The following is a 25,647-nucleotide window of genomic DNA, read 5'->3' as shown; positions in this document are numbered from 1 at the left end:
CGCTTCAACACGCCGATGATCAGCCACCCTTGGCCGCCTTCGCGGCCGCCTTCATCTCCTGCTTGTGCGCCCGCACCTTGGCGAGGGAATCGGGCCCCGTGATGTCGGCGGCGGAGCGGTAGGAACCCTGTTCGCCGTAGGCGCCGGCGGCCTCCCGCCAGCCCGTCGGCCGGACGTCGTACTGCTTGCCGAGCAGCGCGAGAAAGATCTTCGCCTTCTGCTCGCCGAACCCGGGCAGTGCCTTCAGCCGGCCCAGCAGCTCCGCGCCGCTGTCCACGTCCTGCCACACCGCGCTCGCGTCACCGCCGTACTCGTCGACCAGGTACTGACAGAGCACCTGCACGCGTTTGGCCATGTTTCCCGGGTAGCGGTGGACCGCGGGTCTTTCCTTCAGCAGCTCGGCGAAGGCCTCGGGGTCGTACGCGGCGATCGCGGCGGCGTCCAGGTCGTCCGCGCCCATGCGCCGGGCGATGGTGTACGGGCCGGAGAACGCCCACTCCATCGGAACCTGCTGGTCGAGCAGCATCCCGACGAGAGCGGCGAGCGGACTGCGGCCGAGCAGTTCGTCGGCCTCGGGTTGCTGAGCGAGATGAATGGTGGGGCTCATCTCCCGATGATCTCTCCGGGCGCGGCGGGCCGCCAGTGAGCACGGCGTCCGGTGGCGCCGTCCGGCGGACACGGGGGTACGGCCGTTGTACGGGAAGCGGCCGGTCCGAGGGGCGCTGGTCCCCCAGCAGTCCGCCCGTCCGGCCCGAGGGACGCTAGTCCCCCAACAGTCCGCCCGTCGCGAGGAGCTCGTCCACCGCGTCCGTGATCTGCCGTGCCGTACGCCCCTGGCCGCGCGAGAGGTGGTCCAGCAGGCTCGGCGCGAAGGGTGCGAGCAGCAGATGGGCGAGGAGGGCGGGGTCGGCCCGCGGGCGCAGCTCGGCGACGAGCATCGCCACATGGGTGTGCATCGTCGTGTACGGACCGCTCGTGTACCGCCCGCACGGCGACGCCGACTCCCCGGCGACCAGCATCTCCCGCTGTTCGATGACGCGGTCGGCCAAGGCGTGCAGAAAGGCGCGGAGCCGCTCGGCGGGCGGTGCGCCGGGGCCGAGCGGGGGCGGTCCGCCGAGGAAGGCCGCCTGGAACTGCTTCTCCCGCTCGTCCAGCAGCGCGTTCAGCAGCTGGGCCACATTGCCGAAGCGGCGGTAGACCGTGCCCACGCCGATGCCGGAGGCCTGGGCGACCGCGTTCATGGTGAGTGCTTCGGGACCCTTCTCGGCCACGATCACGGACGCCGCCTGAAGGATTCTGAGCCGGTTGCGGGCCGCGTCCGCGCGCTCGACGGGCGGCTGCCGGTCGGCGAGCGGCAGCTCGGTGCGGTGTGGCACTCCCATGGCACCGAGCGTATCGGACCGGTTTCCGGCCGGTCCCGGACAGCACTTGAAAAATGGATAGCTGTCCGTTTAGCGTGGGCGACGATCAGAAGCGGATAGTCATCCGTTTACCTGTGGCGGCCCGTGTGCCGTCCCGCGGCGTGCGTTTCCCCGGAGCGCCGCCCTCGGAAAGAGCCTTGTTCCTCGGAAGGGGACCCCCTCATGGCCACGAAGATCGCCGTCATCTACTACTCCTCCACCGGCAATGTGCACCAGCTCGCGCAGGCCGTCGCCGAGGGGGCCGAGAAGGCGGGCGCGGAGGTCCGTCTGCGCCGCGCGCCCGAACTCGCGCCCGACGCCGCCATCGACTCCAACCCCACCTGGCGCCTGCACGTCGAGGCGACCAAGGACATCGCGGTCGCCACCCACGACGACCTGACCTGGGCGGACGCCTACGCCTTCGGTACGCCGACCCGCTTCGGCAATGTCGCGGCCCAGCTCAAGCAGTTCATCGACGGCACCGGCGGGCTGTGGGCCCAGGGCGCCTTCATCGACAAGCCCGCCACCGCCTTCGTCTCCGCCGCCAATGTGCACGGCGGAAACGAGTCGACGCTGCTGGCGCTCTACAACACGCTGCACCACTGGGGCTCGCTGATCGTCTCCCCCGGTTACACCGACCCGGCCGTCTCCGCCGCCACCGGCAACCCGTACGGCACGGCACATGCCTCGGGCGCGGGCGAGCCCGGCGAGAACATCCTGGAGGCCGCGCGCTACCAGGGCCGGCGGCTGGCCGACATCACGGGCCGGCTGCTGACCGGCACGCCGACTGCCTGACGGGGGACTGCCTGACGTCGACTGCCGGCCGGTTCACGGGGACTGCCTGACGTCGACTGCGGGCCGCCTGACGTCGACGGGCCTGACGGGAGGCTCGGCCGGCTGACGTCGACCGGCCCGACGGGAGCCTCGGCCGGCTGACGCGGAGAGCGCGCGACGCGCACCCCTGCGCGATGGGCGGGGCGCTCCAAAGCCAGGTCCTGTCCTGCTGATCCTGCCCCCGGTTCGCGCGCGGACCGGGGGCAGCGGTCGTGACGCCCTCCGCGTGGCCGCTGACGGCGGGCCGTTCCCTCAGCTCGCGCCGCGCTCGCGTCCCAACCGGGCTTCCAAGCCGTCCAGTACGCACTGGAGCCCGTTCTCGAAGCCGTCGTCGCGCGCGCCGTTCGCGTCCGCGTCCCGCTGGGCCGCGTAGAGCCTCCGCAGCCGGGGGTGGCCCTGGACCGCCTGCTCGGCCGCCGGCAACAGGCTCTCCATCAGATCCTGTTCGGCCCGGCCGCTGCGCTTGACCGTCGTCAGCCACGCCGCCTCGGTGGTCGACACCCCGATGACGTACGCGAACACCGTGCTCACGCCGCGGTCCGCCGCCTCCAGCGAGAAGCCGCCGTCCTCCAGCACGCCGAGCAGGGCGTCGGAGAGCCGCATCATGTTCGGGCCCAGATGGGCCACGCCCACTTCGCCGAGCACCGAGACGATCCAGGGGTGTCGCAGAAAGGTCGAGCGGAGGCTGTGGGCGCAGCGAGTGGTGGCCGTGCGCCAGTCCGCGGGGTCGTCGGCGGCCGGCACCTCGATCTCGCCGTAGACCTGATCCACCACCAGCTCGAACAGCTCGTCCTTGTTGGCCACGTACGTGTACATCGACGTGGCGCCGGCGTTCAGCCGGGTGCCGAGCTTGCGCATGCTCAGGGCGTCGAGCCCTTCGGCGTCCAGCAGTTCGAGTGCCACGGACACGATCTGATCCCGGCTCAGGGCCGGCTGTTCCCGGCGCTGCCGCTGGGGGCGCGTCCACACCGACTGGACCTGCTGCTTCTCCGCTGACATCCGGTCTCCTCTTCGTCTCGCCGCCAGGATAGCCCAGCGTACGAACGATGTGCGTCTTGCGTACGGCGTGCGTCCAACGTACGACGTGCGGTCTACCGAACGCCGTATGGACGGACTGCCGAAAGGGCGCGCGAATGCGTTCCGTCACGCCGAGAGGGGTGCTGAGGCGACTCGCCGATGGGTGGGTTCCGGGTGACCAAAGAATCGAACATATGATTGAATTCGAGCCATGGCCCACACCGCTTTCCCGTCCGACCTGGTGCAGGCCCAGCGCGACTGGAACCGCACATATGCGCAGCTCGCAGAGGGTGCACCGCACTGCACGACCTTGCGCCGCCGTTTGCTGAGACTGTCGGTCCGGCTTCTGTGGCATCCCTTCTGGGAGACGGAGCGCGGCCGGTCGCCGGGCGTCCGGGTCGAGCTGCGCCAGCAGGTACGGGCACAGGTGCGGGATCGGTATTTTGACCGGGATCTGGATCGGTATCCGGATCGGGATCTGGATGGGTCGGCTCACGACCGGGATCAGGATCGGTCCGCTCGCGACACCCGTCGCGTCAGGGAGGCGACCACGTGATCACTCGTGCCGGTGGTCCTGCCCGCGTGTCCTCGCAGGCAGGCTCCCCCGGCGGGAGAGTGGTCGGATGCGTCTGCGGATCACGTTCGTCGCCCTGGCCGTGCTCGTGGCCTCGACCGGCTGCGTCTCGGTGCCCCATACGGGGAAGCCGGGCACCCCGGGCATGGCCCCGGCGGGCGACCGGTCGACGGCACCCCTGGAGCCACGGCCGGCGGAACCCGTGACCCCACCACACCGCCCGACCCAGGCGCCGGTGCGCGAGACGCTCGCGGAGACCGGACCGGGTGCGGCGGCCACCGGGGCTCCGGTGCGTCAACACCCTGAGGACCGGCCGGTGTCGGCCCCGCGCCGCGGGGCCGAGAAGCCACCGCCGAGGCGCGCCCGGCCCCCAGCCGAACGACGTGCCCAGCCTCCGCGCCCCCGGCGGCCGCGGCCCGTCGTCCGGGCCCCGCGCCCCCGGCAGACGTACGACATGCGCAGCCTGTGCGCGATCTCCGACGGCATCACCGATCCCTCGCTCACAAAGCTGTGTCGGGTGGCGTACGGCCGATGACGCTCGTGCGCCGTACGCAACTCCCCTGCGTTTGAGAGCACTTCGCCGTGTCGGGCGCGTCCCGGTCCCGGTTGGAGAGGTGCGGACCCGCCGCCGGTGCACCCGTAACTCACCAGTTCCCACGGGATATCCGCAACCGGTGACCACGGATCGGCGTTAGCGACTAGCCCTGCTTTCTCGACCTGCCTGGGAGTCCTTCTGTGGCCGCAGACACCATCAGTACCCACTCGCCCGTGCCCACCATGAACCCCGTCCAAGGCCAGGCCCCCGACGGCGGCGACATCGAACGACAGGTGGAGGAACGGGACTTCACCTTCGCAGGCTTCCGCTACACGTGCCGTATCGCGCGAGGCGCGCGTCCCGAAGCCGAGCCCATCCTGGTGCTGGGCGGTTCGTCGCAGGACCGCTTCTCCTGGACGCGTCATGAGAAGTGGCTCTCGCACGCGCATTCCGTCATCACCGTGGACCTCCCCGGCTACGGCAGCGCAGACTTCCTTCCGGCGACGTACGGCATCGACTTCCTTGCGGCGGCTGTACGGGATCTCCTCGACTCTCTGGAGCTGTCCCGGGTCCACCTCGTGGGCGCCTGCTACGGCGGAGCCATCGGTCTGCGGTTCGCCCAGCACTACCCGCACCACCTCGCCCGGCTGATGCTCGTCGGTATGACGACGAGGATCCCGGACGACTACGCCGCGGCCATGGTGCGCTGGGACGGCATGATCCGGGAGGGGCAGACGGAGACGATCGCCCGTGAACTGGCCGACCGCTTCATGTCTCCGCCCGGCACGGGCCGCGTGCGCAAGCACGCCGCCGTGGCCCGCCTCGTCCACCAGCAGATCGTCTCGCAGAACCCCGAGCAGCTGCGAAAGTCAGCGGAGCACAACACCCGTCTGATGCGCCACGAGTGGTACCGGCCCGAGCCGGTGCCGGAGATCCCCAACCTGGTCGTCACGGGCGAGCACGACACGCTGACCACGCCCGCCATGGGCCGGGACGTGGCCGCGTGTCTGCCGGCGGGCCGGTTCATGACGATCGAGGAGACCGATCACCTCGCGCCGGTGGAACGCATCGCCGACTTCGCCGATCTGGTGACGCGTTTCTGCACCGGCAGGACGCTGGAGGGTCTGTCCTACGCGGCGGAGCCGGAGACTGTCGCGTTCGCCGGGGCGTCCTGATGTCGTGAGCGCCCCTGTTCCTGACGGGGGCCGCCGCTCGCGACCCCTCCCGCGACCGTCGATGCGGACCCCGGTCGCGCGGCGACCGGTGCCTGAGAGAACACCTGCCGGTCCACCACAGGCTCCCTGCCCGGACTGGACACCGAGGCCGCACGAGGTCCGTACGAGGTTGTCCGTACAAGGTCCGTGCGAGAGGTGAGCACCCTGCCGTGTCCCGCCGGGCCGCCGGCCGACGGCAGCTACGGGTCGATGGGGGCGCGGTACGGATCCGGGGCCGCCGGGGCGTTTTCCCGGGCGCCCACCTGTGGTACCGGAGCCACCCTGCCCGCGGACGATTCGGCGAGGTTTGAATCGCCATTCTCGGCGCACGCGGTAATCGAACAGTGAATAACTTCGAGGTGCAGGGGATCACACATGGGCATCATCGCCTGGATACTCATCGGTTTGCTCGCCGGCATGATCGCCAAGGCTCTTATGCCTGGCAAGGACCCCGGCGGCATCATCATCACGATGCTCATCGGCATCGCCGGCGGCCTTCTCGGAGGCTGGCTCGGAAAGGTCATCTTCGGCGTCGACTCCATCGACGGCTTCTTCGATCTCTCCACCTGGATCGCGGCCGTCGTGGGCTCGCTCATCCTGCTCGTCCTCTACCGCCTCATCACGGGCAACCGCCGCTCGCACCGGCACGCCTGATCTCGCACAGCGGACGCGCAAGCGGCCCTCACCCTTCTAGGGCGGGGGCCGCGCCGTGCGTCAGGGAAGGGACGTGCGACGTTCGGGACCGCGCCGTGCGGCAGGGAGAAGCGTGCGACGTTCAGGGCCGCGCCGTGCGTCAGGCACGAGGAGGGCGAGGCGCCCGGCCGGAGGTGTCCGCTCTCAGCCCTGCGCCCCTCGACAGGCACGATGGCGACCCCGCCGCGCGGGCCCGGCCCGCCGGTGCGATTTCTTGGCCGCGCGAGCCCGGCAGGTGCGTGTCAGGCTGGATTCAGGGCCGCTCCACCGTCGTCGAACGGGAAGGGCAGCGGCACCGGTACGCCGGCAAAGGAGACAGCGCGTGGAAGAGCGGGAATTCATCCAGGCGGTCTCGGAGCGCACGGGCCTGTCGCGGCAGGAGGCGGCCGATCTGACCCGCGCGACGCTGGAGACGCTGGCCCATCGGCTGAGTTCCGGCGAGACCCGGAACCTGATGTCGGAGCTCCCCGAAGGTCTGGCGGAGTCGGTCCGACGGGGTGCCACCGACCAGATCGAGGTTTTCGACTACGCGGAGACCGTGCGGCGTGTGGCCGAGCGCAATGTGCTCAAGACGGACGAAGCCGACAGTGGCGTCCGTGCCGTGCTGGGCACGCTTCGCGAGGCGATCAGCGAGAAGGAATTCGGGCATCTGATGTCGCAGCTCGGATCCGACTTCTCCGAGCCGATCACCGACTGACCGTCGCCGACCGATTCCTCTTCACGTCATCTGCCGAGGGCGCACCCCGCTGTCCGCTCAACGGTGGGGAAAGGTCCACCGAGTGGGTTCGAAGGTCTCCTGCATCGGGAAGCCGAACGCCTTCCGCGGATGCATCTCGTAGACCTCGTACGGCGGCCCGCCGGAGGTGGGCGCCCCGTACTCGGCGTCGAGTTCCTCACCGACGACCTCCGTCGGCCAGGAGAACACCTCCCGCATCGTCCGCGACGCCAGTTGCAGCCGCTCGCGGTCGGTCACCCGCTCGGCCAGGCCCTCCACCACGACATGCAGGAATCCGATGTCGGTGGTGATCGTGGCACGTCCGTCCGCGCGCATGTTCCGGCTCTTGACCGCGTCGTGCTTCGATGCGACGACGAACGACGACCCCGTCCACGCCGCGAACACCGGCCGGACGTGGGGTGATCCGTCGCCGCCCACGGTCGCCAGCCAGGAGGTGGCGGAACCCTTCCTCAGCTCGCTCGACACCATCTCCCAGTCGGCCGGGGGCAGTTCCACGTTGCCATCGGGGTGTGTGCCCCTGCCCCGGCGAGGAATCACCTCGGTGATCGGCTCGATCTGTGTCATGGGACGTCCTCCATTCCTTTCTCCGCGTCTCTCCTAGGTCTTTCCTGCGTCCGCGCGCACCCACTTCTTGGCGACGTCGAACACGAGGTGCGTCACGCGGTCCCCGCGGACGATCTGCGACGGGTTGTCGAACAGGATCGGGTCGTCCAGTGCGCCGGTCGCGAAGAACGGGCGCCCCGAACCAAACACCACCGGCACGAGATTGACGACGACCTGGTCGAGGAGACCGAGCCGAAGCGCCTGGCCACCGATCTGGCCACCCGCCACGTCGACGAGCCGGTCACCGGCGAACTCCTGAGCCGCGCCGATGGCCGCCTCGACGCCGTCGACGAACGTGAAGGGCGCCGTGCCGGCGTGCTCCCAGTCCTTCGGCGGCTCATGGGTGACGACGAAGACGTGCTCACCCGCGGCGGGCACGCCGTCCCAACCGTTCGTCAGGTCGAACAGACGCCGGCCCATGACGACGCAGCCGACGTCCCGGTACTGGGAGCGCATGAAGTCGGCCGACGCCTGCGTGGTCCGGCTCACGTCGCTTCCGCCGGGGAAGGACCAACTGACGTCTCCGTTGCCGTACCAGTCGAACAGCGGGCCGACCCCGTCGTTGTCGTCGGCCATGAAACCGTCCAGCGAGACCACCGCGTACATGACTGCCTTGCCCATCCCGGCTCTCCCTCGTCCGTGGCTCCGTTACCCACCCGGCCTTGCCCAGTGATGACTGCGCTGCCCTGCCGAAGTCATCGGCGCGACGCTCACGGAGCGCGGTTCGGTTCGGTTCGGCCACGAGGGTCAGCGGTTCGGGTACGCCGCGACCGTCAGCCGTCAGCCGTCAGCCGTCAGCCGTCAGCCGTCGGGGTCTGGCGGATGGCCGGTTCGTCGCGTATTGCGGAGGATGCCGATCGCAGCGGGAGTTAGGATCCGGGCCATGGCCTTGACCAGGAACGCCGTCGACCGGTTCGAGGCCGCCAGGCCGCGCCTGGAGGCCATCGCCTACCGCCTTCTCGGCTCCGCGAGCGAGGCCGAGGACGCCGTGCAGGACACCTTCCTGCGCTGGCAGGCCGCCGACGTGGAGCGCATCGAGGTCCCCGAGGCCTGGCTGACGAAGGTCCTCACCAACCTCTGCCTCAACGAGCTGACCTCCGCCCGCGCGCGGCGTGAGACCTACGTGGGGCAGTGGCTCCCCGAGCCGCTGCTCGCCGGAGACCCGATGCTCGGCCCCGCGGACACCGCCGAGCAGCGCGAATCGGTCTCGTACGCGGTCCTCACCCTGCTGGAGCGCCTCACCCCCAACGAGCGGGCGGTGTACGTGCTGCGGACGGCCTTCGACTACCCGCACCGGGAGATCGCCGAGATCCTCGACCTCACCGAGGCCGCCTGCCAGCAGATCTTCCACCGCGCCAAGAAGCACGTGGCGCACGGCAAGTCCCGTACCGAGATCGACGAGGACGCGGCCCGGCGGATCGTCGAGGAGTTCCTCGCGGCCGCCACCAGCGGGCAGACGGAACTGCTCGTGAAGATGCTGACCAAGGACGCCGTGTCGGTCGGCGACGGCGGCGGAAAGATCCCCGCCCGCGCCACTCCGTTCGAGGGCGCTCTCGCGGTCGCGAAGTTCATGCGTGGCCTGTTCAAGCCGAGCAAGGCCAAGCGCGATCTGATCGGCGGCACGCCCGGGGTCTGGGCCGCGACCGCCAACGGTGTCCCCGCCGTCGTGGTGGTCCTCGACGGCCGGGTGGTCGGCATCATGTGCGTGGAGGTCGGCGCCGACGGCATCGCCGCGCTCCGTAACCAGGTCAACCCCGACAAGCTCGAACGCGCCACCCGGCGGTGGGCGGCCGCCGACCACGGGGAACCTCTGTTCACGGCCTTCTGAGCCTTCTGCCAGAGCCCTCTGCGCCTTCTGACCTCGATGTGACCTGCTTCACATCCGGTTCCTGTCAGGAATCGGCGGGCTGCCCGGTTCAAGGGGCGAAACCGCGCGAAGACAGGAGCCCTGACATGCAGCACCGCATCATCGTCCTCGGAGCCGGGTACAGCGGAGCCATCGCCGCCGGGCGACTCGCCAGGCGTCTGCACCGCGAGGACGTCGCCATCACCCTCGTCAATCCAGAGCCCGATTTCATCGAGCGGGTCCGCAACCACCAACTGGCGGTCGGCCAGGACCTCAGGGCCCGGCCGTTCAGTGAGATGTTCGCCGGCACCGGCGTCGAACTGAAGCTGGCGAAGGTGACCGGCGTCGACGTCGACTGCAAGACCGTCGCCGTGGTCGGCGCGGACGGCGACGGCGCGGCCGAGGAGCTGTCGTACGACACCCTGGTCTACGCCCTCGGCAGCGCCTGGAACGACCAGGGCGTCCCCGGCACCGACGAGTACGCCCACCAGATCGCGAGCCGTGCGGGAGCGCTCCGGCTGCGCGAGCGCCTGGCCCGCCTCGATGCCGGCGAGAGCGTGGTCGTCGTCGGCGGAGGCCTCACCGGCCTGGAGGCCGCGACCGAGATCGCCGAGGCCCGCCCGGACCTCGACGTCGCCCTCGCCACCCGCGGCGAACTCGGCGACTGGCTCTCGCCCAAGGGCCGCGCGCACCTGCGGATGGTCTTCGCCAAGCTGGGCATCACCGTGCACGAGCACGCCGTCGTCACCGGCGTCGAGGCCGACCGCGTCGCCACCGCCGACGGCACGGCCGTGCCCGCCGCGGTCACCGTGTGGACCACGGGCTTCGCGGTCCATCCGATCGCGGCGGCCACCTCCCTGCAGGTCACGGAAGCGGGCCAGATCGTGGTCGACGCAACCATGCGCTCGCTCTCGCACCCGGACGTGTACGCGGTCGGCGACGCGGCCATGGCGATGGGCCCCGCCGACAAGCCGCTGCGGATGTCGTGCGCCACGGGCACCCCGATGGCATGGCAGGCCGCCGACGCCATCGCGGCCCGTATGACCGGCCGCAAGCTCCCTAAGACGCCGCTCCGCTACTTCAACCAGTGCATCTCGCTGGGCCGCAGGGAAGGACTGATCCAGTACGTCACCGCTGACGACCGCTCGGTCAACGCGGCCCTGACCGGCCGGCTCGCCGCGTTCTACAAGGAACTGGTCTGCAAGGGCGCGGCCTGGGGAGTGGCCAACCCCCTGCTCGGCCTCCCGTCCCGCCCCCGCCGTGTACTGCCGGAGCCGGCCGGCGCGGGCGCACCGGTCACGACGTCCCCCTGACGCCGCTGGACTCGGGCGCTCTCCGACAGGCCACACCTCGCGGGGGAGCGGTGCAACGGTGGGAGGAGCACTCCCCGGAGATGAGTGCTAACCCCTGAGGGAGCGGCCGATCCATGCGACGCGACTGGACCCCCGTGGTCAACCCATCCCTGTGGCCGTCGGCCAGACCGGAGCCACAGCTTTCAGCCGCTGCCGAACTCGCTCTGGATGGCCGCCTGCGCGAGCTGCTGCACCTGCCCGTGCCCCAGATCAACAACTGCAGGTACTCCCGCAACAGCCACGCGGCGGCCGCTCGGCAGGCCGACATCCCCCCGCCGAAGATGCCCTTGCTAAGGGCACGGTGCGACACCCATCTGTTCAGCGACACGGACCGCTTCGGCGTCCAGCGCAGGCGGTCGAACGGTGCCGGCCAGGCACGTTCCTAATACGTGAAGGCCGAGGGCGAACGGTCAAGAGGGTTTATTCGAGCCGGGCTTGGCTGAAATGGATCGCTCGAGCTCAGATTCAGCTCAAATTAACGGCGTTTGCTTGCGGCGACTGCAAAGGGCTGTAAATATCGTCGGCGAGCGGGAGTCTTCTTGAAGACTTCAAAAGGCGTGAACAAAGGGGGATTTCATGCGTACCGAAAACAGGGTTCCTCCCATTCGGCGGGCCGGTGCCACTGCAGTCGTGGGATTGCTGATGACCGGCCTTTTCGCCGTCGGTTCCGGTGCGACCGTATCGGCGTCTGAAGTCGGGGCGACAGCACATCCGAGCGGTTGCACCTACGCGGTTTCCGACGTCTGGGGCTCGATCGCCACCTGCTCCAAGAACAACGGGGGCACCTTTGCGGCCACTGTCACGTGCAGGTTCTCGGACGGCAAGATTGCCTTCTTCGACGGCCCATGGAAAAAGTCGGGTAGGTCCATCGCGTACTGCCAGGGCGACTCCAAGGCTGTGTCAGCGGGCATCTGGACCAAAGCCTCCTGAGATCAACCTGAACAGTCGAGAAAGGGTCAACAGAAATGAAGATGTTGAAGCTGCAAGCCGCAGTTATGGGGGTAGCAGCCTGTTTCTCCCTCGGACTGCAAGGCACCGCCCATGCCGTCTCTTCGGGTGAAGCATCCGTCACTGCTCACCCGACCGGTTGCTCCAACGGAGCGGCGAGCAACGGTTGGTACGTGATCTGCAGTAAGAGTAACGGCGGTCAGTACAGGGCATGGGTCCGCTGCCTGGCTCTGAGTGGTGGCCCAAAGGTTGAGCGCGATGCGACGGTGTGGAAGTCCAGCGGGCACTCCATCGTCTCGTGCCCGCCGCACACCATGGCCGAAACCGGCGGTATGTGGACGAGAGGCTAGGCCCCGGTGACGGCCCGTCGATCCATTCGGCGGGCCGTTCCGGCTTTTAGGCCGCTAGAAAGCGGAATTCTCGACTCAGTTGACGGCGGCGGGATGGCAACTCGTGATCCACGATGACGCATCACACGCACCGCGCAGTTAGTGCGCTGAAGACTGGCCCCTGACCAGTCGACCCGACTTGGTCCGGGGCCGCTCGAACGTTGGGGCGCTGTGAGCATCCGCCGGCACCCCGGTGATCAGGGCACGGGAGACCCAGGTCTACGGCTCCTGATTGCGCCAACACTCACGACCCGCAGTCCACCCGTCCATCCAGCCAGGATCCGTCCGGGTGCGGCGCTCGAATTCGTCCTCTTTTCGTCTGATCCGCCAACCGAGATCCGCCTGGCTTGGAGGCAAGGCGCATGACTTCTTTCACGTCATCTAGGTGTATTGCCCTGTGAGGTTGGGGACGCGGCTGGCGGGTGGTTTGCCTGCGAGCGCGGTGTGTCCGCGGTGGTGATTGTAGGAGTGCAGCCACTGTGGGAACGCTTGTCGGCGTTCGGCCTCTGAGCGGTAGGGTTTTGCGTAGGCCCATTCGTCGAGCAGGGTGCGGTTGAGGCGTTCGACCTTCCCGTTCGTCTGCGGCCGGTAGGGCCGGGTTCGCTTGTGGGCGATGCCGGCCGCCGTGAGTGCTTCGCGCCATAGGCGGGACTTGCAGCAGGAGCCGTTGTCGGTCAGGACGCGTTCGACGGTGATGCCCGCGCCGGTGAAGTAGGCGTGGGCCCGCTGCCAGAAACCTGTCGCGGTCTCCTTCCTCTCGTCGGTGAGGATCTCGCTGTAGGCGAGACGGGAGTGGTCGTCGACGGCGGTGTGGATGTAGCTGTAGCCGGCCCCGGAACGGGTCTTGCGGCCCGCTTGGCGGCCCAGCGTCTTGTGGCCGCCGCCGTCGGGGATGTTGCCCAGCTTCTTGATGTCCACGTGCACCAGTTCACCCGGGTGGTCGCGTTCGTAGCGGCGTATGGGCCGGCCGGTCGCACGGTCCAGGTGGGTGAGGCGGGCGAGGCGGTAGCGGGTGAGGACTCGATGGACGGTCGAGGGCACAAGCCCCAGCAGGTGGGCGATGCGGGCCGGGCCTCACCTGCGCAGGACGCGGACCTTGATGATGCGCCGCTCTGTCCTGGTGGGGGTCCGGTGCGGGCTGGTGTGGGGGCGGGAGGAGTGGTCGCTCATCCCGGCCTCGCCCAGGGCCCGGTAGCGGCTCGCCCACCGCTGGGCCGTGGTCGGGGAGACCTGGAAGCGTTCGGCGGCCCGGCGCAGGGGCCAGCCGTCATCGACCACGCAGCGGGCCAGACGCAGCCGTCCGGTCTCGGTCAGGGGTGCATTACGGTGGACCACGAGGGCCTTTCTGGTCGGTGTAGACGTCGCAATCCACACCGAACCCGGAAGGCCCTCACCTGTTCAAGATCCCTCAGCCGAGACCTGGCTCACCCGTCCACAACCTCCCCGGACAGAACAACTAGGGCGTCCTCGTTCGCCGGTCCTGGTCCCAGGCAAGTACTGTCCGGACTGCTGCCTGAACGCCCGTTGCGACCGCATCAACGCGGTTGCAACCAGGAATAGTCGAAGCTGCTGCTCTTTCACACGGCGAGTTGTTGCAATGGTCGGAGCGCCGGCCTGAGGGCGCCTACGCGGCAGTGCCCTTTCGGATGTGAGTCACGGCAGCGTCGCACGCCTCAAGGTCAGAATGAAGCCAGGGAAGAGGGGGCCGGGCCGCACAGCGCCACACTGTGCGTGGCCGAGCGCCTCGCACCAGCCGCAAAAGTGGCACGTGCACGGTTTGGTCTGTCTCAGGCGCCACATGCCTCAATAAGTTTTGTGGCGGTGCCACTTAGTGGCCTTGGGGGCTGTGTGGGCGACCAGCGTGAGCTTGGCACTATTCACGGTGGCAACTGAGCGCTCTGGGCCCTCGCGTTATGTCTCTTGGGACGGGTGGAGCGGCCGGGTCCTCTCGGTGTATGGATACATGGTTGCCATTCATCCGTCGGCAGCTTGCTGAGCCGCAAAGCCGTACGCGTAAGGCCCTGCAGCGGGCGCCGTGCCCAAGATCGTCGGCCGCGCGACGCTCGTCACACGATGAGAGCCAGGCTCCTCCCTCTTCGCGTCCTAGAGGCCCGGTGCACCACGCGATCACGGCTCTGAGTGCCGGCCGTGCGGCCCGGACGCGTACCCCGTACACATCACCCGTGTCACACCGCGGGAGGCCCGTCCAGCGAGGTCGTCGGCCACCCGCTGACCCGGACAACGTCGAAGGGCCCCACCTCGCGGTGGGGCCCTTCGACGTATTGCCCGGTGAGAGCAATGGCGGAGGATACGAGATTCGAACTCGTGAGGGGTTGCCCCCAACACGCTTTCCAAGCGTGCGCCCTAGGCCACTAGGCGAATCCTCCGCCGCAAACAATACAAGACGTTGAGGAGTGCTCGCGAACCCCTTCCCGGGGGGCCGGCCCGGGGGATCGAGCACCCGTCGTCATCGGGTAACCTGGGCGCAGCCCCTCACGTGGCGCTATCTGACTGAACTCCCCCAGGGCCGGAAGGCAGCAAGGGTAGGTTGGCTCTGGCGGGTGCGTGAGGGGCGTTGTGCGTTCCGGGGTGTCCGCCTCACGGACCTCGGCGTCGGCGGTGAGTGCGTGATCGTCGGCCGTGTGGACGGGAACGATCTCGGCGGCCCCCCGGCGGCCGCGCAGGGGCGGCGACGGTTGTCAGTGCGCCCCGATAACCTCGTAGACGTGTCGTCCCTTGCGCTGTACCGCCGCTACCGCCCCGAGTCGTTCGCCGAGGTCATCGGGCAGGAGCATGTCACTGACCCGCTGCAGCAGGCGCTGCGGAACAACCGGGTCAATCACGCGTACCTGTTCAGCGGTCCGCGCGGTTGCGGCAAGACGACCAGCGCGCGCATCCTCGCGCGCTGTCTCAACTGTGAGCAGGGGCCCACTCCGACCCCCTGCGGCGAGTGCCAGTCCTGCCGCGATCTCGCGAGGAACGGTCCGGGGTCGATCGACGTCATCGAGATCGACGCCGCATCGCATGGTGGTGTGGACGACGCCCGTGATCTGCGCGAGAAGGCCTTCTTCGGGCCCGCCGGAAGTCGTTACAAGATCTACATCATCGACGAGGCCCACATGGTCACCCCGCAAGGCTTCAACGCTCTGCTGAAGGTCGTCGAGGAGCCGCCGGAGCATCTCAAGTTCATCTTCGCGACCACCGAGCCGGAGAAGGTCATCGGCACCATCCGGTCGCGTACGCACCACTACCCCTTCCGGCTGGTGCCCCCCGGGACGCTGCGCGACTACCTCGGCGCGGTGTGCGGCAAGGAGCAGATTCCCGTCGCGGACGGTGTGCTGCCGCTGGTCGTGCGGGCCGGTGGCGGGTCCGTGCGTGACTCGATGTCCGTGATGGACCAGCTTCTCGCCGGTGCGGCCGAGGACGGCGTGACATACGCCATGGCCACGGGCCTCCTCGGATACACCGACGGGTCGTTGCTCGACGCGGTCGTGGAGGCGTTCGCGTCGGGTGACGGTGCCGCGGCCTTCGAGGTCGTGGACCAGGTCATCGAGGGCGGCAACGACCCGCGCCGCTTCGTCGCCGACCTCCTGGAGCGGCTGCGTGACCTGGTGATCCTGGCCGCCGTGCCGGATGCCGCCGAGAAGGGCCTCATCGATGCCCCGGCCGACGTCGTTGAGCGCATGCAGGCGCAGGCGTCCGTCTTCGGGGCGGCCGAGCTGAGCCGTGCCGCCGATCTCGTGAACACCGGGCTGACCGAGATGCGGGGCGCGAACTCACCCCGGCTCCAACTGGAGTTGATCTGTGCGCGGGTGCTGCTGCCCGCCGCGTACGACGACGAGCGTTCGACGCAGGCCAGGCTGGACCGGCTGGAGCGGGGCGCGACTTTCTCGACGGCCGGGCCCGGGCCCGCGATGGGCTACATCCCCGGGCCGGAGGCGCAGGCGCACATGCCCGGACAGGCGGTGCCGGCGGGCGGTGGACCGGCCGCGGCCCGTGCGGCGGCCCGCGGCCCCGTTCCGGACGCACCCCCGGTCCCTCAGCCGCCCTCCGCACCGCCCGCCGCGCAGCCGGCCGCCGCCCAGTCCGGCCCGGCACCGCAGGAGTACGCCGCGCCCGCGGACCCGCAGCCGGCCACCGGCCCCCGCCCCGGCGCCTGGCCGACCGCAGCGGCCCCCGCGTCCGGCTCCGCCCCCGCGTCCGCACCCGCCTCAGCACCCGATTCCGCGCCCGAGGCCCCGCGTCGGCCCGGCGGCTGGCCCACCGCCTCCGCCCCGGGCCAGGGCGGCACCCCGCCCGCCGCCTCCCGGCCGGCCCCCGCGGCGCAGGCCCCGGCTCAGGAATCGGCCCCCGGCCCCACGCCGGGCATGGCCCAGGGCGCCGGGCAGGTGCGGAACATGTGGCCGGACATCCTGGAGGCCGTGAAGAACCGGCGGCGCTTCACCTGGATCCTGCTCAGCCAGAACGCGCAGGTGGCCGGGTTCGACGGCACCACCCTCCAGCTCGGCTTCATCAATGCCGGCGCCCGGGACAACTTCGCGAGCAGCGGCAGCGAAGAGGTGCTGCGGCAGGCACTCGCCGAGCAGTTCAACGTGCAGTGGAAGGTCGAGGCGATCGTCGACCCCTCGGGCGGCACCGGCGGTCCGGGCGGCTCCGGTGGCGGTCCCGGTGGCTCCGGCGGCCCGGGTCCGGGTGGTCCCGGCGGCGGCACCCCGCCGTCCTCGGGCGGCGGGTTCGGCGGTGGCCGGCCCCCGCAGTCCGGCTTCGCCCCACAGGCACCCGCGCCCGCACCCGCCCCTGCGCCGCAGCCCGCGCAGGCTCCGCCCCGTCCGCCCCGGGCGGCCGCCCCCGAGCCGTTGCACACCTCCGGGCCCGCGCACCCCCCGCCGTCCGTCCGTATCGAGGACGACGTGCCCGAGGACGACGACCCCGACCTGGTCGACTCCGCGCTCTCCGGTCACGACCTGATCGTGCGCGAGCTGGGGGCCACGGTCGTGGAGGAATACACGAACGAATAGGGCCCCATCCTTCGGAGGCCCGTACAGGACGAGCTGCGCACGGCGGTTAGGCTGGCTGCCGTGAAGGTCCTCGTCATCGGCGGCGGCGCCCGCGAACACGCCCTGTGCCGCTCTCTCTCACTCGACCCCGACGTCACCGCTGTGCACTGCGCGCCCGGAAACGCCGGCATCGGCGAGGTCGCCGAGCTGCACCCGGTCGACGCCATGGACGGCGCGGCCGTGGCCCGGCTCGCCGCCGAGCTGGCTGCCGGGCTCGTCGTCGTCGGTCCGGAGGCCCCGCTGGTCGCGGGCGTGGCCGACGCCGTGCGCGCGGCCGGCATCTTCTGTTTCGGCCCCTCCCGCGAGGCCGCCGAGCTGGAGGGATCCAAGGCCTTCGCCAAAGCCGTCATGGCGGCCGCCGCGGTGCCCACGGCCCGCAGCTATGTCTGCACGACGCCCGAGGAAATCGACGAGGCGCTCGACGCCTTCGGCGCCCCGTACGTGGTGAAGGACGACGGTCTCGCCGCCGGGAAGGGCGTCGTGGTCACCCACGACCTCGCCGCCGCCCGCGAGCACGCGCTCGCCTGCGGACGCGTGGTGATCGAGGAGTTCCTCGACGGACCCGAGGTCTCGCTCTTCGCGATCACCGACGGCCGGACCGTGGTGCCGCTCAGCCCCGCGCAGGACTTCAAGCGCGCCCTCGACGGCGACGAAGGCCCCAACACCGGCGGCATGGGTGCGTACTCGCCGCTGCCGTGGGCCGACCCCAAGCTGGTCGACGAGGTCATGGAGACGGTCCTCCAGCCGACCGTCGACGAGCTGCGCCGCCGCGGTACGCCGTTTTCCGGACTGCTGTACGCGGGCCTGGCGATCACCACGCGCGGCGTCCGCGTCATCGAGTTCAACGCACGCTTCGGCGACCCCGAGACCCAGGTGGTCCTCGCCCGGCTGAAGACACCGCTCGGCCGGCTGCTGCTGCACGCCGCCGACGGCACCCTCGACCTCCAGCCGCCCCTGCGCTGGCGCGACGAGGCCGCGGTGACGGTGGTCGTCGCCTCGCACAACTACCCGGACACCCCGCGCACCGGCGACCCGATCGAGGGGCTGGACGAGGTGGCGTCGAAGGATGCGCCGCACGCGTACGTCCTGCACGCCGGGACCCGGCACGACGGTGACGCCGTCGTGAGCGCCGGTGGCCGGGTGCTCTCGGTCACCGCGACCGGGAAGGACCTCCACGAGGCCCGGGAACGCGCCTACGCGGCGGTGGGCCGGATCCGGCTGGACGGTTCGCAGCACCGGACGGACATCGCCCGCAAGGCCGCGGAGGAGTAGACCCCCGGGACGTCGGGCCGCCGGCCCCCGCAAGGCCCGCCGAGACCCCGCGCGAAGCGGGCCGCCGCCGCAGGGTCACCGAGACCCCGCGCGGAGCCGGGCCGCTGTCAGGCCGTTCAGCAGCCCCCGCAAGCCCGCCGGGGAGTAGACCCCGGCGGGCAAGCCCCGGTACGGGGAAACTCCGGGGCACGCGCAGGCCCGCCGTACGGCGAACACCCGGCCACGCACCGGGCCGGCCGTACGGCGAACCCCAGGGCCCCCGGTGCCACGCGCCAAGCGCGTCAAACGCCCCCCGCGCGCGACCCCGGTGGGGCGCCCCAGAGCAGGGTCATCCCCTCTCCACGCAAGCCCGCGCAGGAGTGAACCTCCAACCCCCAAATCCCGTCATCACCTTTGCCCAGAGCCATTCCATCGGGTGACGGCTGGGCCATCCGGATGACGCCCGCCGAAGCCCCAACTATGGTGCGGCGCAGGCGTTCCGGCACTTGGCCCACCGGCATTGCGATGTCAGTGGCGGGTGCCACAGTGGGGGAGTGACCTACACCGTCGCAGGGCAAAGGGGGTGAGAACCGATCGTGTCCGGTACCGGTATCGGTGAGTCGATCGGGGCCCAGGCCGCGCGTTCGCGCGCACTGGCCGTGCTGCGCACCCGCGGCAGGGCCCTGGCCGTCGCTCTGCTGCCCGCGGCCGTCGCCGTCGTGCTCTTCGCGGGCGGTGTGTCCGGCCATATGAGCGGCGAAGCCTGGAGCACGGCCCGCTGGGTCGTGGGGATCTTCGCCGCGGTTGTCCTGGTGGTGGCCGCGGTCGTCGCGGCCGTGGTCGTCCGGGCGTCCCCGGCGCTCAGCCCCACGGTGGAGCTGTCCGAGCGGGCGGCACCCGATCTGTACCGGCTGGTCAGGGACCTGGCCGACCGTCTCGATGTGCCGGCGCCCTCCGCGGTGGCACTCACCCCGGACTGCGACAGCTGGCTCGAGGACCGTACGCACCCGGCCCACGCGATATCCGGAGCGCGCCGTCGGCGTGCGACGGAGGCGCCCGTGCTCGTCATCGGCTCGCCCTTCCTGTGGTGGATGCGGGTGGCGGAGCTGCGGGCCCTGCTCGCACCGGTGGTCGCCGGCACCGGCCCCTCGGCGCAGCCCGACATAGCCGCGGCCCGCAGGTTCGTCCGGGGTCTGGACGCGGCGGTCGCGGTCGGCGAGAGCCCCGGCCGGGGCGCGATACCCACGGCGGCGCTCGGCTTCGTCGGCCGGGTCGCCCGGCTGATGCTGCACAGCTGTCAGACCCACGCGGCCGAGATGGAGCGCGGGGTCGCCGCGGCGGCTTCCGAGCGCGCACAGGCTGTGGACTACGGCCTGCGGATCGTCGCGCAGGAGCAGGTCGGCCTCGCCTACGCGGGCTGGGATCGGCTGCTGACCCGGGTGGCGCTGCCGGCCTGGCGTATGGGCCGCTGGCCCGCCCGCCTCGACGCGGGCGTCGTCTCCGCCCTCACCGAACTGTCCCGCCGCGACCGTCTCGCCGAGGGCTTCACCTCCCGGCTGGGCGAGCGCCCCGCCTGCGATCTGCTCGAGGAACCGGGCGCCATCGACGAGGCCGCCTCCCTGCTGGCGGCCCGCCTCTTCCACGGCGGTCCCGCGAAGACGTGCCCCGACTGGTCCCCGGTGGACTGGCAGCAGTATCCGGAAGAGGTCGTCGACCGTAAGTGGCGTACGGAGGCGGCCCGGCTGCACCGGGTCCTCGACGAACTCGGTGTACCGCAGTCGGCCGGTCCGGACGGACCGACGCTGGACCGCGTGATGGAGCATCTGTCCGGGCGCGGCACGGACACCGGCGATCATCTCGCGGCCGGGATCACCGCGCATGTGGCCCGCGAGGAGGAGGAGGCGGCACCGGTGGCCAAGAGCCCCGGGGACACCCTGGCCGGCTGGGCCGCGGACCCCCTGCCGCTCTTCCCGCTCCAGCCGCCCCGGACGGGGCGTGAGCTGCTCGCCGACCATGTGACCGCGATGGTCTGCTGCGCCGCGGTCGACACCGCGGGCGCCGCCCCAGGCCTCGACTGGCTCGACGGCCCGGCGCTGCTGATCCGCGGCGAACGCTGCGGGGACCTCGCGACCCGGGTGCTCAGCCTGACCGAGGACGGCGACGCGGCCCCGCTGCGCACCTGGCTCCGCACGCTCGGCGTCCGCCCGGAGAAACCGGTCCGCCTCGTCTGACCCCCGCCCCAAAGCCGTCTCGCGCCGGCGACCGGCCGCTCCATCAGCGCCCGCTCCCAACCCGCCTCGCACTGGACGACCGGCCGCTCCCCAGCGCCCGCTCCCAACCCGTCTCGCGCCGGCGACCGGCCGCTCCCCAGGGCGCGCCCCCGACCCGTCTCGCACTGGACGACCGGCCGCTCCCCAGGGCGCGCCCCCGACCCGTCTCGCACTGGACGACCGGCCGCTCCCCAGGGCCCGCCCCGACCCGCCTCGCGCCGGACAACCGGCTGCTCCCCAGGGCCCGTCCCCGCCCCGACAACCGCTCACGGGGACCGCCTCCACCCGGGCGAGCGCCCGCTCTCGGCAATAGCTCACTGCCGCAACAATTAGCGACGAAGGGTGACGGCGCGCGTGCGTTATGTGATGTGCTGGGACCGGCGCTGAACGAACTCGGCGCTTCCACAGTTGTCCTGGGGGCGTCGAGGGAGGGTGCGGCATGGGGGCGGAGCAGATCAGACGGTGGGAATCGGGCGCTCTCGCCCACGCCGTCTCGGACCCGTTCGGTCAGGGGCCTCTCCCCTGGCTCCGTGGCAGCGAGCACTACTTCGACGACACCGGTCAGGTCGTGCCGTGGTACGCCGACCCGGACCGCGGCAGAAGCGCCCGCGGCCCCCGCACGGCCGACGACGTCCACCGCCAGATCAAGGGCTTCACGTCCACCGGCGCGGCGGCTCCGGGCGAAGCGCTCGACTTCCACGTCACCGTCGATCCGCCGCAGCAGTTCTCCGTCGACGTCTATCGCATCGGGCACTACGCCGGCGACGGCGCCGCCAAGATCACCACCAGTCCCCGGCTTTCCGGCATCGTCCAGCCGCCGCCGCTCGCCGCGGACCGCACGGTCTCCTGCCACCACTGGTGGCTCTCCTGGCGGCTGCAGATCCCCTCGTACTGGTCGGTCGGCGCCTATGTCGCCGTGCTCACCACCCTCGACGGCTACCGCTCCCACATCCCCTTCACCGTCCGCGACGACCACCCCGCGGACCTGCTGCTGCTCCTGCCGGACGTCACCTGGCAGGCGTACAACCTCTATCCCGAGGACGGCCGTACCGGCGCGAGTCTCTACCACGCCTGGGACGAGGAGGGCCGGCTCCTCGGTGAGCAGGACGCCGCCGTGACGGTCTCGTTCGACCGGCCGTACGCGGGTGCCGGCCTGCCCCTGCACGTCGGCCACGCATACGACTTCATCCGCTGGGCCGAGCGGTACGGCTACGACCTCGCCTACGCCGACACCCGCGATCTGCACGCGGGCCGCATCGACCCGGCCCGCTACCGCGGCCTGGTCTTCCCGGGCCACGACGAGTACTGGTCGGCGCCCATGCGCCGCACGGCCGAGCGCGCCCGCGACCACGGCACCTCGCTCGTCTTCCTCTCCGCGAACACCATGTACTGGCAGGTGGAGCTCGGCCCCTCGGCCTCCGGGGTGCCCGACCGTCTTCTCACCTGCCGCAAGCGCCGCGGTCCCGGCAAAGCGGCCCTGTGGCGCGAGGTGGACCGGGCGGAGCAGCAGCTGCTCGGCATCCAGTACGCGGGCCGCGTCCCCGAGCCGCGTCCCCTCGTCGTGCGGAACGCTGACCACTGGCTGTGGGAGGCGACCGGCGCCGGTGAGGGCGACGAGCTCGCCGGGCTGGTCGCCGGTGAGGCGGACCGTTACTTCCCGCGCACCGCGCTCCCCGACCACCGGCGCCGCATCCTGCTCGCGCATTCCCCGTACCGGGACAGCGAGGGGGTGGTCCGCCATCAGGAGACCTCCCTGTACCGAGCGCCGTCCGGTGCCCTCGTCTTCGCGTCGGGGACTTTCGCCTGGTCACCGGCGCTGGACCGGCCCGGCCACCAGGACACGCGTGTGCAGCGTGCGACGGCCAATCTGCTGGACCGGATCTGCAAACGGGACTGACCCGCGTCGAGGTCCGCCCCCCGTATGCGGGAGAATCGGACCGCTGGGACAGATATACGGGGAGGAACCGTGTCCGGATTCGTCGAAAAGCCCGAACCGCTTCAGGTGCCGGGCCTGGTGCATCTGCACACCGGCAAGGTGCGCGAGCTGTACCGGAACGAGGCGGGCGACCTCGTGATGGTCGCCAGCGACCGTATCTCCGCCTACGACTGGGTGCTGCCCACCGAGATCCCCGACAAGGGCCGGGTGCTCACACGGCTCTCGCTGTGGTGGTTCGACCGGCTCTCCGACCTCGTACCCAACCACGTCCTGAGCACGGACCTGCCCGAGGGCGCCCCCGCCGACTGGGAGGGCCGCACCCTGGTGTGCAAGTCGCTGCGCATGGTCCCGGTCGAGTGCGTCGCCCGCGGCTATCTCACCGGCTCCGGCCTCGCCGAGTACAAGGAGTCCCGTACGGTCTGCGGTCTCGCGCTGCCCGAGGGCCTCACCGACGGCTCGGAGCTCCCGGCCCCGATCTTCACGCCCGCCACCAAGGCCGCCGTCGGCGACCACGACGAGAACGTGAGCTACGAGGAGGTCGCCCGCCAGGTGGGCGCCGAGACCGCGGCCGAGCTGCGGCAGGCGACCCTGGCCGTCTACGGCCGGGCCCGTGACATCGCCCGGGCGCGCGGCATCATCCTCGCGGACACCAAGTTCGAGTTCGGTTTCGACGGCGACGACCTCGTCATCGCGGACGAGGTGCTGACCCCGGACTCCTCGCGGTTCTGGCCGGCCGCCACCTGGGAGCCGGGCCGTGCCCAGCCCTCGTACGACAAGCAGTACGTCCGCGACTGGCTGACCTCGCCGGCGTCCGGCTGGGACCGCCGGAGCGAGCAGCCGCCGCCCGCGCTCCCGCAGGAGGTCGTGGAGGCGACGCGCGCCAAGTATCTGGAGGCCTACGAGCTGCTGACGGGCACCCGCTGGTCGTAGCGCCCGCGAGGCGCCCGGCGACGCGGGTCGCGGAGACACGCGGCCCGCGGGGACACCGGCCCCGGAGACACGAAGAAGCCCCGGAGGCACGAAGAAGGCCCCGGTCCTGAGGACCGGGGCCTTCTTTCCGAGCGGACGACCAGGTTCGAACTGGCGACCTCAACCTTGGCAAGGTTGCGCTCTACCAACTGAGCTACGTCCGCATGCGCCGTGGCGCGGAGACCACTATACCCAACCTCGCTCGCGTGCGAGACGGACTGCCGTATGCCGGTTCTCCGCGCCCAGCTTCGAGGCCGCCGAGGACAGGTAGTTCCGCACGGTCCCCTGTGACAGCGACGCCCGCTCCGCGATCTCCGCGACCGGTGCGCCGTCCGCCGCCAGCGTCAGCACCTCGGCCTCCCGGGCGGTCAGCGGCGAGTCCCCGGCGGAGATCGCGTCGGCGGCCAACTCCGGGTCCACGTAACGGTTTCCGGCGTGCACGGTACGGATGATCTCGGCGAGCCGCTGGGCGCTCAGCGTCTTCGGGACAAAGCCCCGCACACCCGCTGTCAGTGCCCTTTTCAGATGCCCCGGCAGGCCATGGCTGGTGACGATCATCGTCCGGCACATGGGCAGTTCGGCCCGCAGCGATGTGGCAACGCTCACACCGTCGGCACCCGGCATCTGGAGATCGAGGACCGCGACGTCGGGCCGGTGCGCCAGCGCCATGGCGAGCGCCTCCGAGCCCGATGCCGCCTCGGCGACGACCACGAGGTCCTCCTCCAGCGCGAGGAGCACCGCGAGCGCCCCGCGGATCAGATGCTCGTCGTCGGCGAGCAGCACGCGGACGGTCACACCGCCTCCCTCACGTCGGCTCGTGCCAGCGGTACCCGGGCCGTCAGCCGGAACCGTCCGCCGTCCACCGGACCCGCCTCCAGCGCGCCGGCCACCGCGGACAGCCGCTCCCGCAGACCGGTCAGGCCCGAGCCGGGGGCGGTGGCTGCCGTGGCGCCCGCTCCGTCGTTCTCGATGACGAGGACGACGCTGCCGTCCGCCGTGTCCACCGCGATCGTGCAGCGCCGCGCGTCCCCGTGCCGCAGCACGTTGGTGGTGGCCTCCCGGACCACCCAGCCGAGCGCGGACTGCACGTCACCGGGCAGGACCGTGTCCCCGGCGGTCACGGTGCAGGCGATGCCGGCGGCCGCCAACACGCCCCGTGCTCCCTCCAGTTCGACGCGCAGATCCGCTTCGCGATAACCGCGCACCACGTCCCGTACCTCCCGCTGCGACTCCTGCGCGATGCGCTGGACCTCGGTCATCTGGTCGACCGCCTCGGGCCGCTCGCGCCGGGCCAGCTGGACGGCCAGTTCGCTCTTCAGCGCGATGACGGCGAGATTGCGGCCGAGGACGTCGTGCAGATCGCGGCCGAAGCGCAGCCGCTCCTCGGCGACCGCGAGCCGTGCCTGGACGTCCCGTGCCTCCCGCAGCTCCCACATCACCGCAAGCACCCACATCGACGCCCGTGCGGTGAAGGCCATCCACCCGGTGCTGAAGGCGATGGCGGGGAGGACGACGAGGATCTCCCACACCGGGCTGCCGGTCGCCGCGAGCAGTCCCGTCACTGCGAGGAGCACGCCGAGCTGGACGACGACCGAGATCCGGTTGGGCACGAGCAGACTGTGGACGGTGAGAAAGGGGACGACCGCCGACGCCAGCATCGTGGGCAGCAGCCCGTCGAGATCGACGGTGGCCGCCAGCAGGGCGACCCCGCCGGCCGTGGCGGCTGTCGCGGCGGCGGCCTGGCCGAGCAGTCGTGGGGGCAGCTTCCCCCTGCCCAGGTAGACGTCCATCGCGGGCCGGACGAGACGGCCGCACAGTACGCCCGCCACGACGCCGCAGAGCAGCGTGGCCAGCTGGACCGGCGTCTGCCCGCCCTGGCGCACCGGCCTGGTCATCAGCAGCAGCGACAGCCCGAGGGGGCCGATCCAGACGATCAGATGCACGGTGCCGCGGGTGTACAGGTCCACCTTGGCCGGACCGCTGCGTTTGCTCCATGCCTTCACCGGCACACGTACTCCCGAGG

General features: G+C 71.0%; 20 protein-coding genes, 2 tRNA genes, 1 other RNA gene and 1 pseudogene. 14 read left to right on the top strand and 10 right to left on the bottom strand.

The window, feature by feature from the left end:
- Positions 1 to 19: 19 nt before the first annotated feature.
- Both ABTX78_RS27820 and ABTX78_RS27815 read right to left on the bottom strand, forming a co-directional pair.
- A complete protein-coding gene (locus tag ABTX78_RS27820) occupies positions 20 to 607 on the bottom strand; it encodes an HhH-GPD-type base excision DNA repair protein (RefSeq protein ID WP_352209535.1) in 588 nt (195 codons plus the stop codon).
- A gap of 154 nt (positions 608 to 761) precedes the next feature.
- Positions 762 to 1,382, bottom strand: a complete 621-nt coding sequence (locus tag ABTX78_RS27815) for a TetR/AcrR family transcriptional regulator (protein WP_352209534.1) — start codon at positions 1,380 to 1,382, stop codon at positions 762 to 764.
- A gap of 201 nt (positions 1,383 to 1,583) precedes the next feature.
- Between ABTX78_RS27815 and wrbA the strand changes: the two genes are divergently transcribed.
- Positions 1,584 to 2,195, top strand: coding sequence for an NAD(P)H:quinone oxidoreductase (gene wrbA / locus ABTX78_RS27810; RefSeq protein ID WP_352209533.1), 612 nt, complete (start codon positions 1,584 to 1,586; stop codon positions 2,193 to 2,195).
- A gap of 291 nt (positions 2,196 to 2,486) precedes the next feature.
- Here wrbA and ABTX78_RS27805 read toward each other — a convergent pair whose 3' ends face one another.
- A complete protein-coding gene (locus ABTX78_RS27805) occupies positions 2,487 to 3,233 on the bottom strand; it encodes a TetR/AcrR family transcriptional regulator (RefSeq protein WP_352209532.1) in 747 nt (248 codons plus the stop codon).
- Positions 3,234 to 3,462: 229 nt separating this feature from the next.
- Here ABTX78_RS27805 and ABTX78_RS27800 point away from each other — a divergent pair, with 229 nt between their 5' ends.
- The 4 genes from ABTX78_RS27800 (at position 3,463) to ABTX78_RS27785 (ending at position 6,964) form a co-directional block, all read left to right on the top strand.
- Entirely contained in the window at positions 3,463 to 3,807 is a 345-nt protein-coding gene (locus ABTX78_RS27800; RefSeq protein ID WP_352209578.1) for a DUF8825 domain-containing protein, read from the top strand.
- A gap of 795 nt (positions 3,808 to 4,602) precedes the next feature.
- Positions 4,603 to 5,535, top strand: a complete 933-nt coding sequence (locus ABTX78_RS27795) for an alpha/beta fold hydrolase (protein WP_352209575.1) — start codon at positions 4,603 to 4,605, stop codon at positions 5,533 to 5,535.
- 414 nt (positions 5,536 to 5,949) lie between these two features.
- On the top strand, positions 5,950 to 6,228 hold the full coding sequence (locus ABTX78_RS27790) for a GlsB/YeaQ/YmgE family stress response membrane protein (RefSeq protein WP_352209531.1): 279 nt from the start codon (positions 5,950 to 5,952) through the stop codon (positions 6,226 to 6,228).
- A 361-nt stretch (positions 6,229 to 6,589) separates the two neighbouring features.
- Entirely contained in the window at positions 6,590 to 6,964 is a 375-nt protein-coding gene (locus ABTX78_RS27785) for a DUF2267 domain-containing protein (protein ID WP_352209530.1), read from the top strand.
- Between the two features lie 57 nt (positions 6,965 to 7,021).
- Here the strand turns inward: ABTX78_RS27785 and ABTX78_RS27780 are convergent, their stop codons facing one another.
- Both ABTX78_RS27780 and ABTX78_RS27775 read right to left on the bottom strand, forming a co-directional pair.
- Positions 7,022 to 7,567: a pyridoxamine 5'-phosphate oxidase family protein gene (locus ABTX78_RS27780; RefSeq protein WP_352209529.1), complete on the bottom strand. Its 546-nt coding sequence runs from the start codon at positions 7,565 to 7,567 to the stop codon at positions 7,022 to 7,024.
- A 33-nt stretch (positions 7,568 to 7,600) separates the two neighbouring features.
- Complete coding sequence (locus tag ABTX78_RS27775) at positions 7,601 to 8,227, bottom strand: dihydrofolate reductase family protein (RefSeq protein WP_352209528.1); 627 nt, start codon at positions 8,225 to 8,227, stop codon at positions 7,601 to 7,603.
- Between the two features lie 262 nt (positions 8,228 to 8,489).
- Between ABTX78_RS27775 and ABTX78_RS27770 the strand changes: the two genes are divergently transcribed.
- The 3 genes from ABTX78_RS27770 (at position 8,490) to ABTX78_RS27760 (ending at position 11,734) form a co-directional block, all read left to right on the top strand.
- Positions 8,490 to 9,434: an RNA polymerase sigma-70 factor gene (locus ABTX78_RS27770; protein WP_352209527.1), complete on the top strand. Its 945-nt coding sequence runs from the start codon at positions 8,490 to 8,492 to the stop codon at positions 9,432 to 9,434.
- A gap of 125 nt (positions 9,435 to 9,559) precedes the next feature.
- On the top strand, positions 9,560 to 10,765 hold the full coding sequence (locus ABTX78_RS27765; protein ID WP_352209526.1) for an NAD(P)/FAD-dependent oxidoreductase: 1,206 nt from the start codon (positions 9,560 to 9,562) through the stop codon (positions 10,763 to 10,765).
- A gap of 615 nt (positions 10,766 to 11,380) precedes the next feature.
- Positions 11,381 to 11,734, top strand: a complete 354-nt coding sequence (locus ABTX78_RS27760; RefSeq protein WP_352209525.1) for a hypothetical protein — start codon at positions 11,381 to 11,383, stop codon at positions 11,732 to 11,734.
- Positions 11,735 to 12,522: 788 nt separating this feature from the next.
- Here the strand turns inward: ABTX78_RS27760 and ABTX78_RS27755 are convergent.
- Both ABTX78_RS27755 and ABTX78_RS27750 read right to left on the bottom strand, forming a co-directional pair.
- A pseudogene (locus tag ABTX78_RS27755) lies at positions 12,523 to 13,476 on the bottom strand (IS481 family transposase).
- 964 nt (positions 13,477 to 14,440) lie between these two features.
- Positions 14,441 to 14,528, bottom strand: a tRNA-Ser gene (locus ABTX78_RS27750).
- Between the two features lie 97 nt (positions 14,529 to 14,625).
- Here ABTX78_RS27750 and ffs point away from each other — a divergent pair.
- The 6 genes from ffs (at position 14,626) to ABTX78_RS27720 (ending at position 23,585) form a co-directional block, all read left to right on the top strand.
- Positions 14,626 to 14,724, top strand: an RNA gene (gene ffs, locus ABTX78_RS27745) — signal recognition particle sRNA small type.
- A gap of 143 nt (positions 14,725 to 14,867) precedes the next feature.
- Positions 14,868 to 17,159, top strand: a complete 2,292-nt coding sequence (locus ABTX78_RS27740; RefSeq protein WP_352209524.1) for a DNA polymerase III subunit gamma and tau — start codon at positions 14,868 to 14,870, stop codon at positions 17,157 to 17,159.
- 60 nt (positions 17,160 to 17,219) lie between these two features.
- Positions 17,220 to 18,470, top strand: a complete 1,251-nt coding sequence (gene purD, locus ABTX78_RS27735) for a phosphoribosylamine--glycine ligase (RefSeq protein ID WP_352209523.1) — start codon at positions 17,220 to 17,222, stop codon at positions 18,468 to 18,470.
- 575 nt (positions 18,471 to 19,045) lie between these two features.
- A complete protein-coding gene (locus ABTX78_RS27730; RefSeq protein WP_352209522.1) occupies positions 19,046 to 20,680 on the top strand; it encodes a hypothetical protein in 1,635 nt (544 codons plus the stop codon).
- Positions 20,681 to 21,158: 478 nt separating this feature from the next.
- On the top strand, positions 21,159 to 22,616 hold the full coding sequence (locus ABTX78_RS27725) for a N,N-dimethylformamidase beta subunit family domain-containing protein (RefSeq protein WP_352209521.1): 1,458 nt from the start codon (positions 21,159 to 21,161) through the stop codon (positions 22,614 to 22,616).
- 69 nt (positions 22,617 to 22,685) lie between these two features.
- Complete coding sequence (locus ABTX78_RS27720; RefSeq protein WP_352209520.1) at positions 22,686 to 23,585, top strand: phosphoribosylaminoimidazolesuccinocarboxamide synthase; 900 nt, start codon at positions 22,686 to 22,688, stop codon at positions 23,583 to 23,585.
- Between the two features lie 130 nt (positions 23,586 to 23,715).
- Here the strand turns inward: ABTX78_RS27720 and ABTX78_RS27715 are convergent.
- The 3 genes from ABTX78_RS27715 to ABTX78_RS27705 all read right to left on the bottom strand — a co-directional run bounded on the left by ABTX78_RS27715 (position 23,716) and on the right by ABTX78_RS27705 (position 25,627).
- Positions 23,716 to 23,788, bottom strand: a tRNA-Gly gene (locus ABTX78_RS27715).
- A gap of 22 nt (positions 23,789 to 23,810) precedes the next feature.
- Positions 23,811 to 24,419, bottom strand: a complete 609-nt coding sequence (locus ABTX78_RS27710; RefSeq protein WP_352209519.1) for a response regulator — start codon at positions 24,417 to 24,419, stop codon at positions 23,811 to 23,813.
- Positions 24,416 to 25,627, bottom strand: coding sequence for a sensor histidine kinase (locus tag ABTX78_RS27705; protein ID WP_352209574.1), 1,212 nt, complete (start codon positions 25,625 to 25,627; stop codon positions 24,416 to 24,418). Before ABTX78_RS27705 ends, ABTX78_RS27710 begins: the two co-directional genes overlap by 4 nt.
- Positions 25,628 to 25,647 lie beyond the last annotated feature (20 nt).

Source organism: Streptomyces sp. NPDC096193 (assembly GCF_040302905.1).
GTDB lineage: Bacteria > Actinomycetota > Actinomycetes > Streptomycetales > Streptomycetaceae > Streptomyces.
Note: the sequence above shows the minus strand (reverse complement) of the source record. Positions and strands in the feature narration are given on the sequence as shown.

Coding starts and splice junctions, on each gene's coding strand:
- wrbA (WP_352209533.1), top strand. CDS start 1,584: ATGGCCACGAAGATCGCCGTCATCTACTACTCCTCCACCGGCAATGTG.
- ABTX78_RS27805 (WP_352209532.1), bottom strand. CDS start 3,233: ATGTCAGCGGAGAAGCAGCAGGTCCAGTCGGTGTGGACGCGCCCCCAG.
- ABTX78_RS27775 (WP_352209528.1), bottom strand. CDS start 8,227: ATGGGCAAGGCAGTCATGTACGCGGTGGTCTCGCTGGACGGTTTCATG.
- ABTX78_RS27770 (WP_352209527.1), top strand. CDS start 8,490: ATGGCCTTGACCAGGAACGCCGTCGACCGGTTCGAGGCCGCCAGGCCG.
- ABTX78_RS27725 (WP_352209521.1), top strand. CDS start 21,159: ATGGGGGCGGAGCAGATCAGACGGTGGGAATCGGGCGCTCTCGCCCAC.
- ABTX78_RS27790 (WP_352209531.1), top strand. CDS start 5,950: ATGGGCATCATCGCCTGGATACTCATCGGTTTGCTCGCCGGCATGATC.
- ABTX78_RS27795 (WP_352209575.1), top strand. CDS start 4,603: ATGAACCCCGTCCAAGGCCAGGCCCCCGACGGCGGCGACATCGAACGA.
- ABTX78_RS27760 (WP_352209525.1), top strand. CDS start 11,381: ATGCGTACCGAAAACAGGGTTCCTCCCATTCGGCGGGCCGGTGCCACT.
- ABTX78_RS27820 (WP_352209535.1), bottom strand. CDS start 607: ATGAGCCCCACCATTCATCTCGCTCAGCAACCCGAGGCCGACGAACTG.
- ABTX78_RS27800 (WP_352209578.1), top strand. CDS start 3,463: ATGGCCCACACCGCTTTCCCGTCCGACCTGGTGCAGGCCCAGCGCGAC.
- ABTX78_RS27780 (WP_352209529.1), bottom strand. CDS start 7,567: ATGACACAGATCGAGCCGATCACCGAGGTGATTCCTCGCCGGGGCAGG.
- ABTX78_RS27815 (WP_352209534.1), bottom strand. CDS start 1,382: ATGGGAGTGCCACACCGCACCGAGCTGCCGCTCGCCGACCGGCAGCCG.
- ABTX78_RS27765 (WP_352209526.1), top strand. CDS start 9,560: ATGCAGCACCGCATCATCGTCCTCGGAGCCGGGTACAGCGGAGCCATC.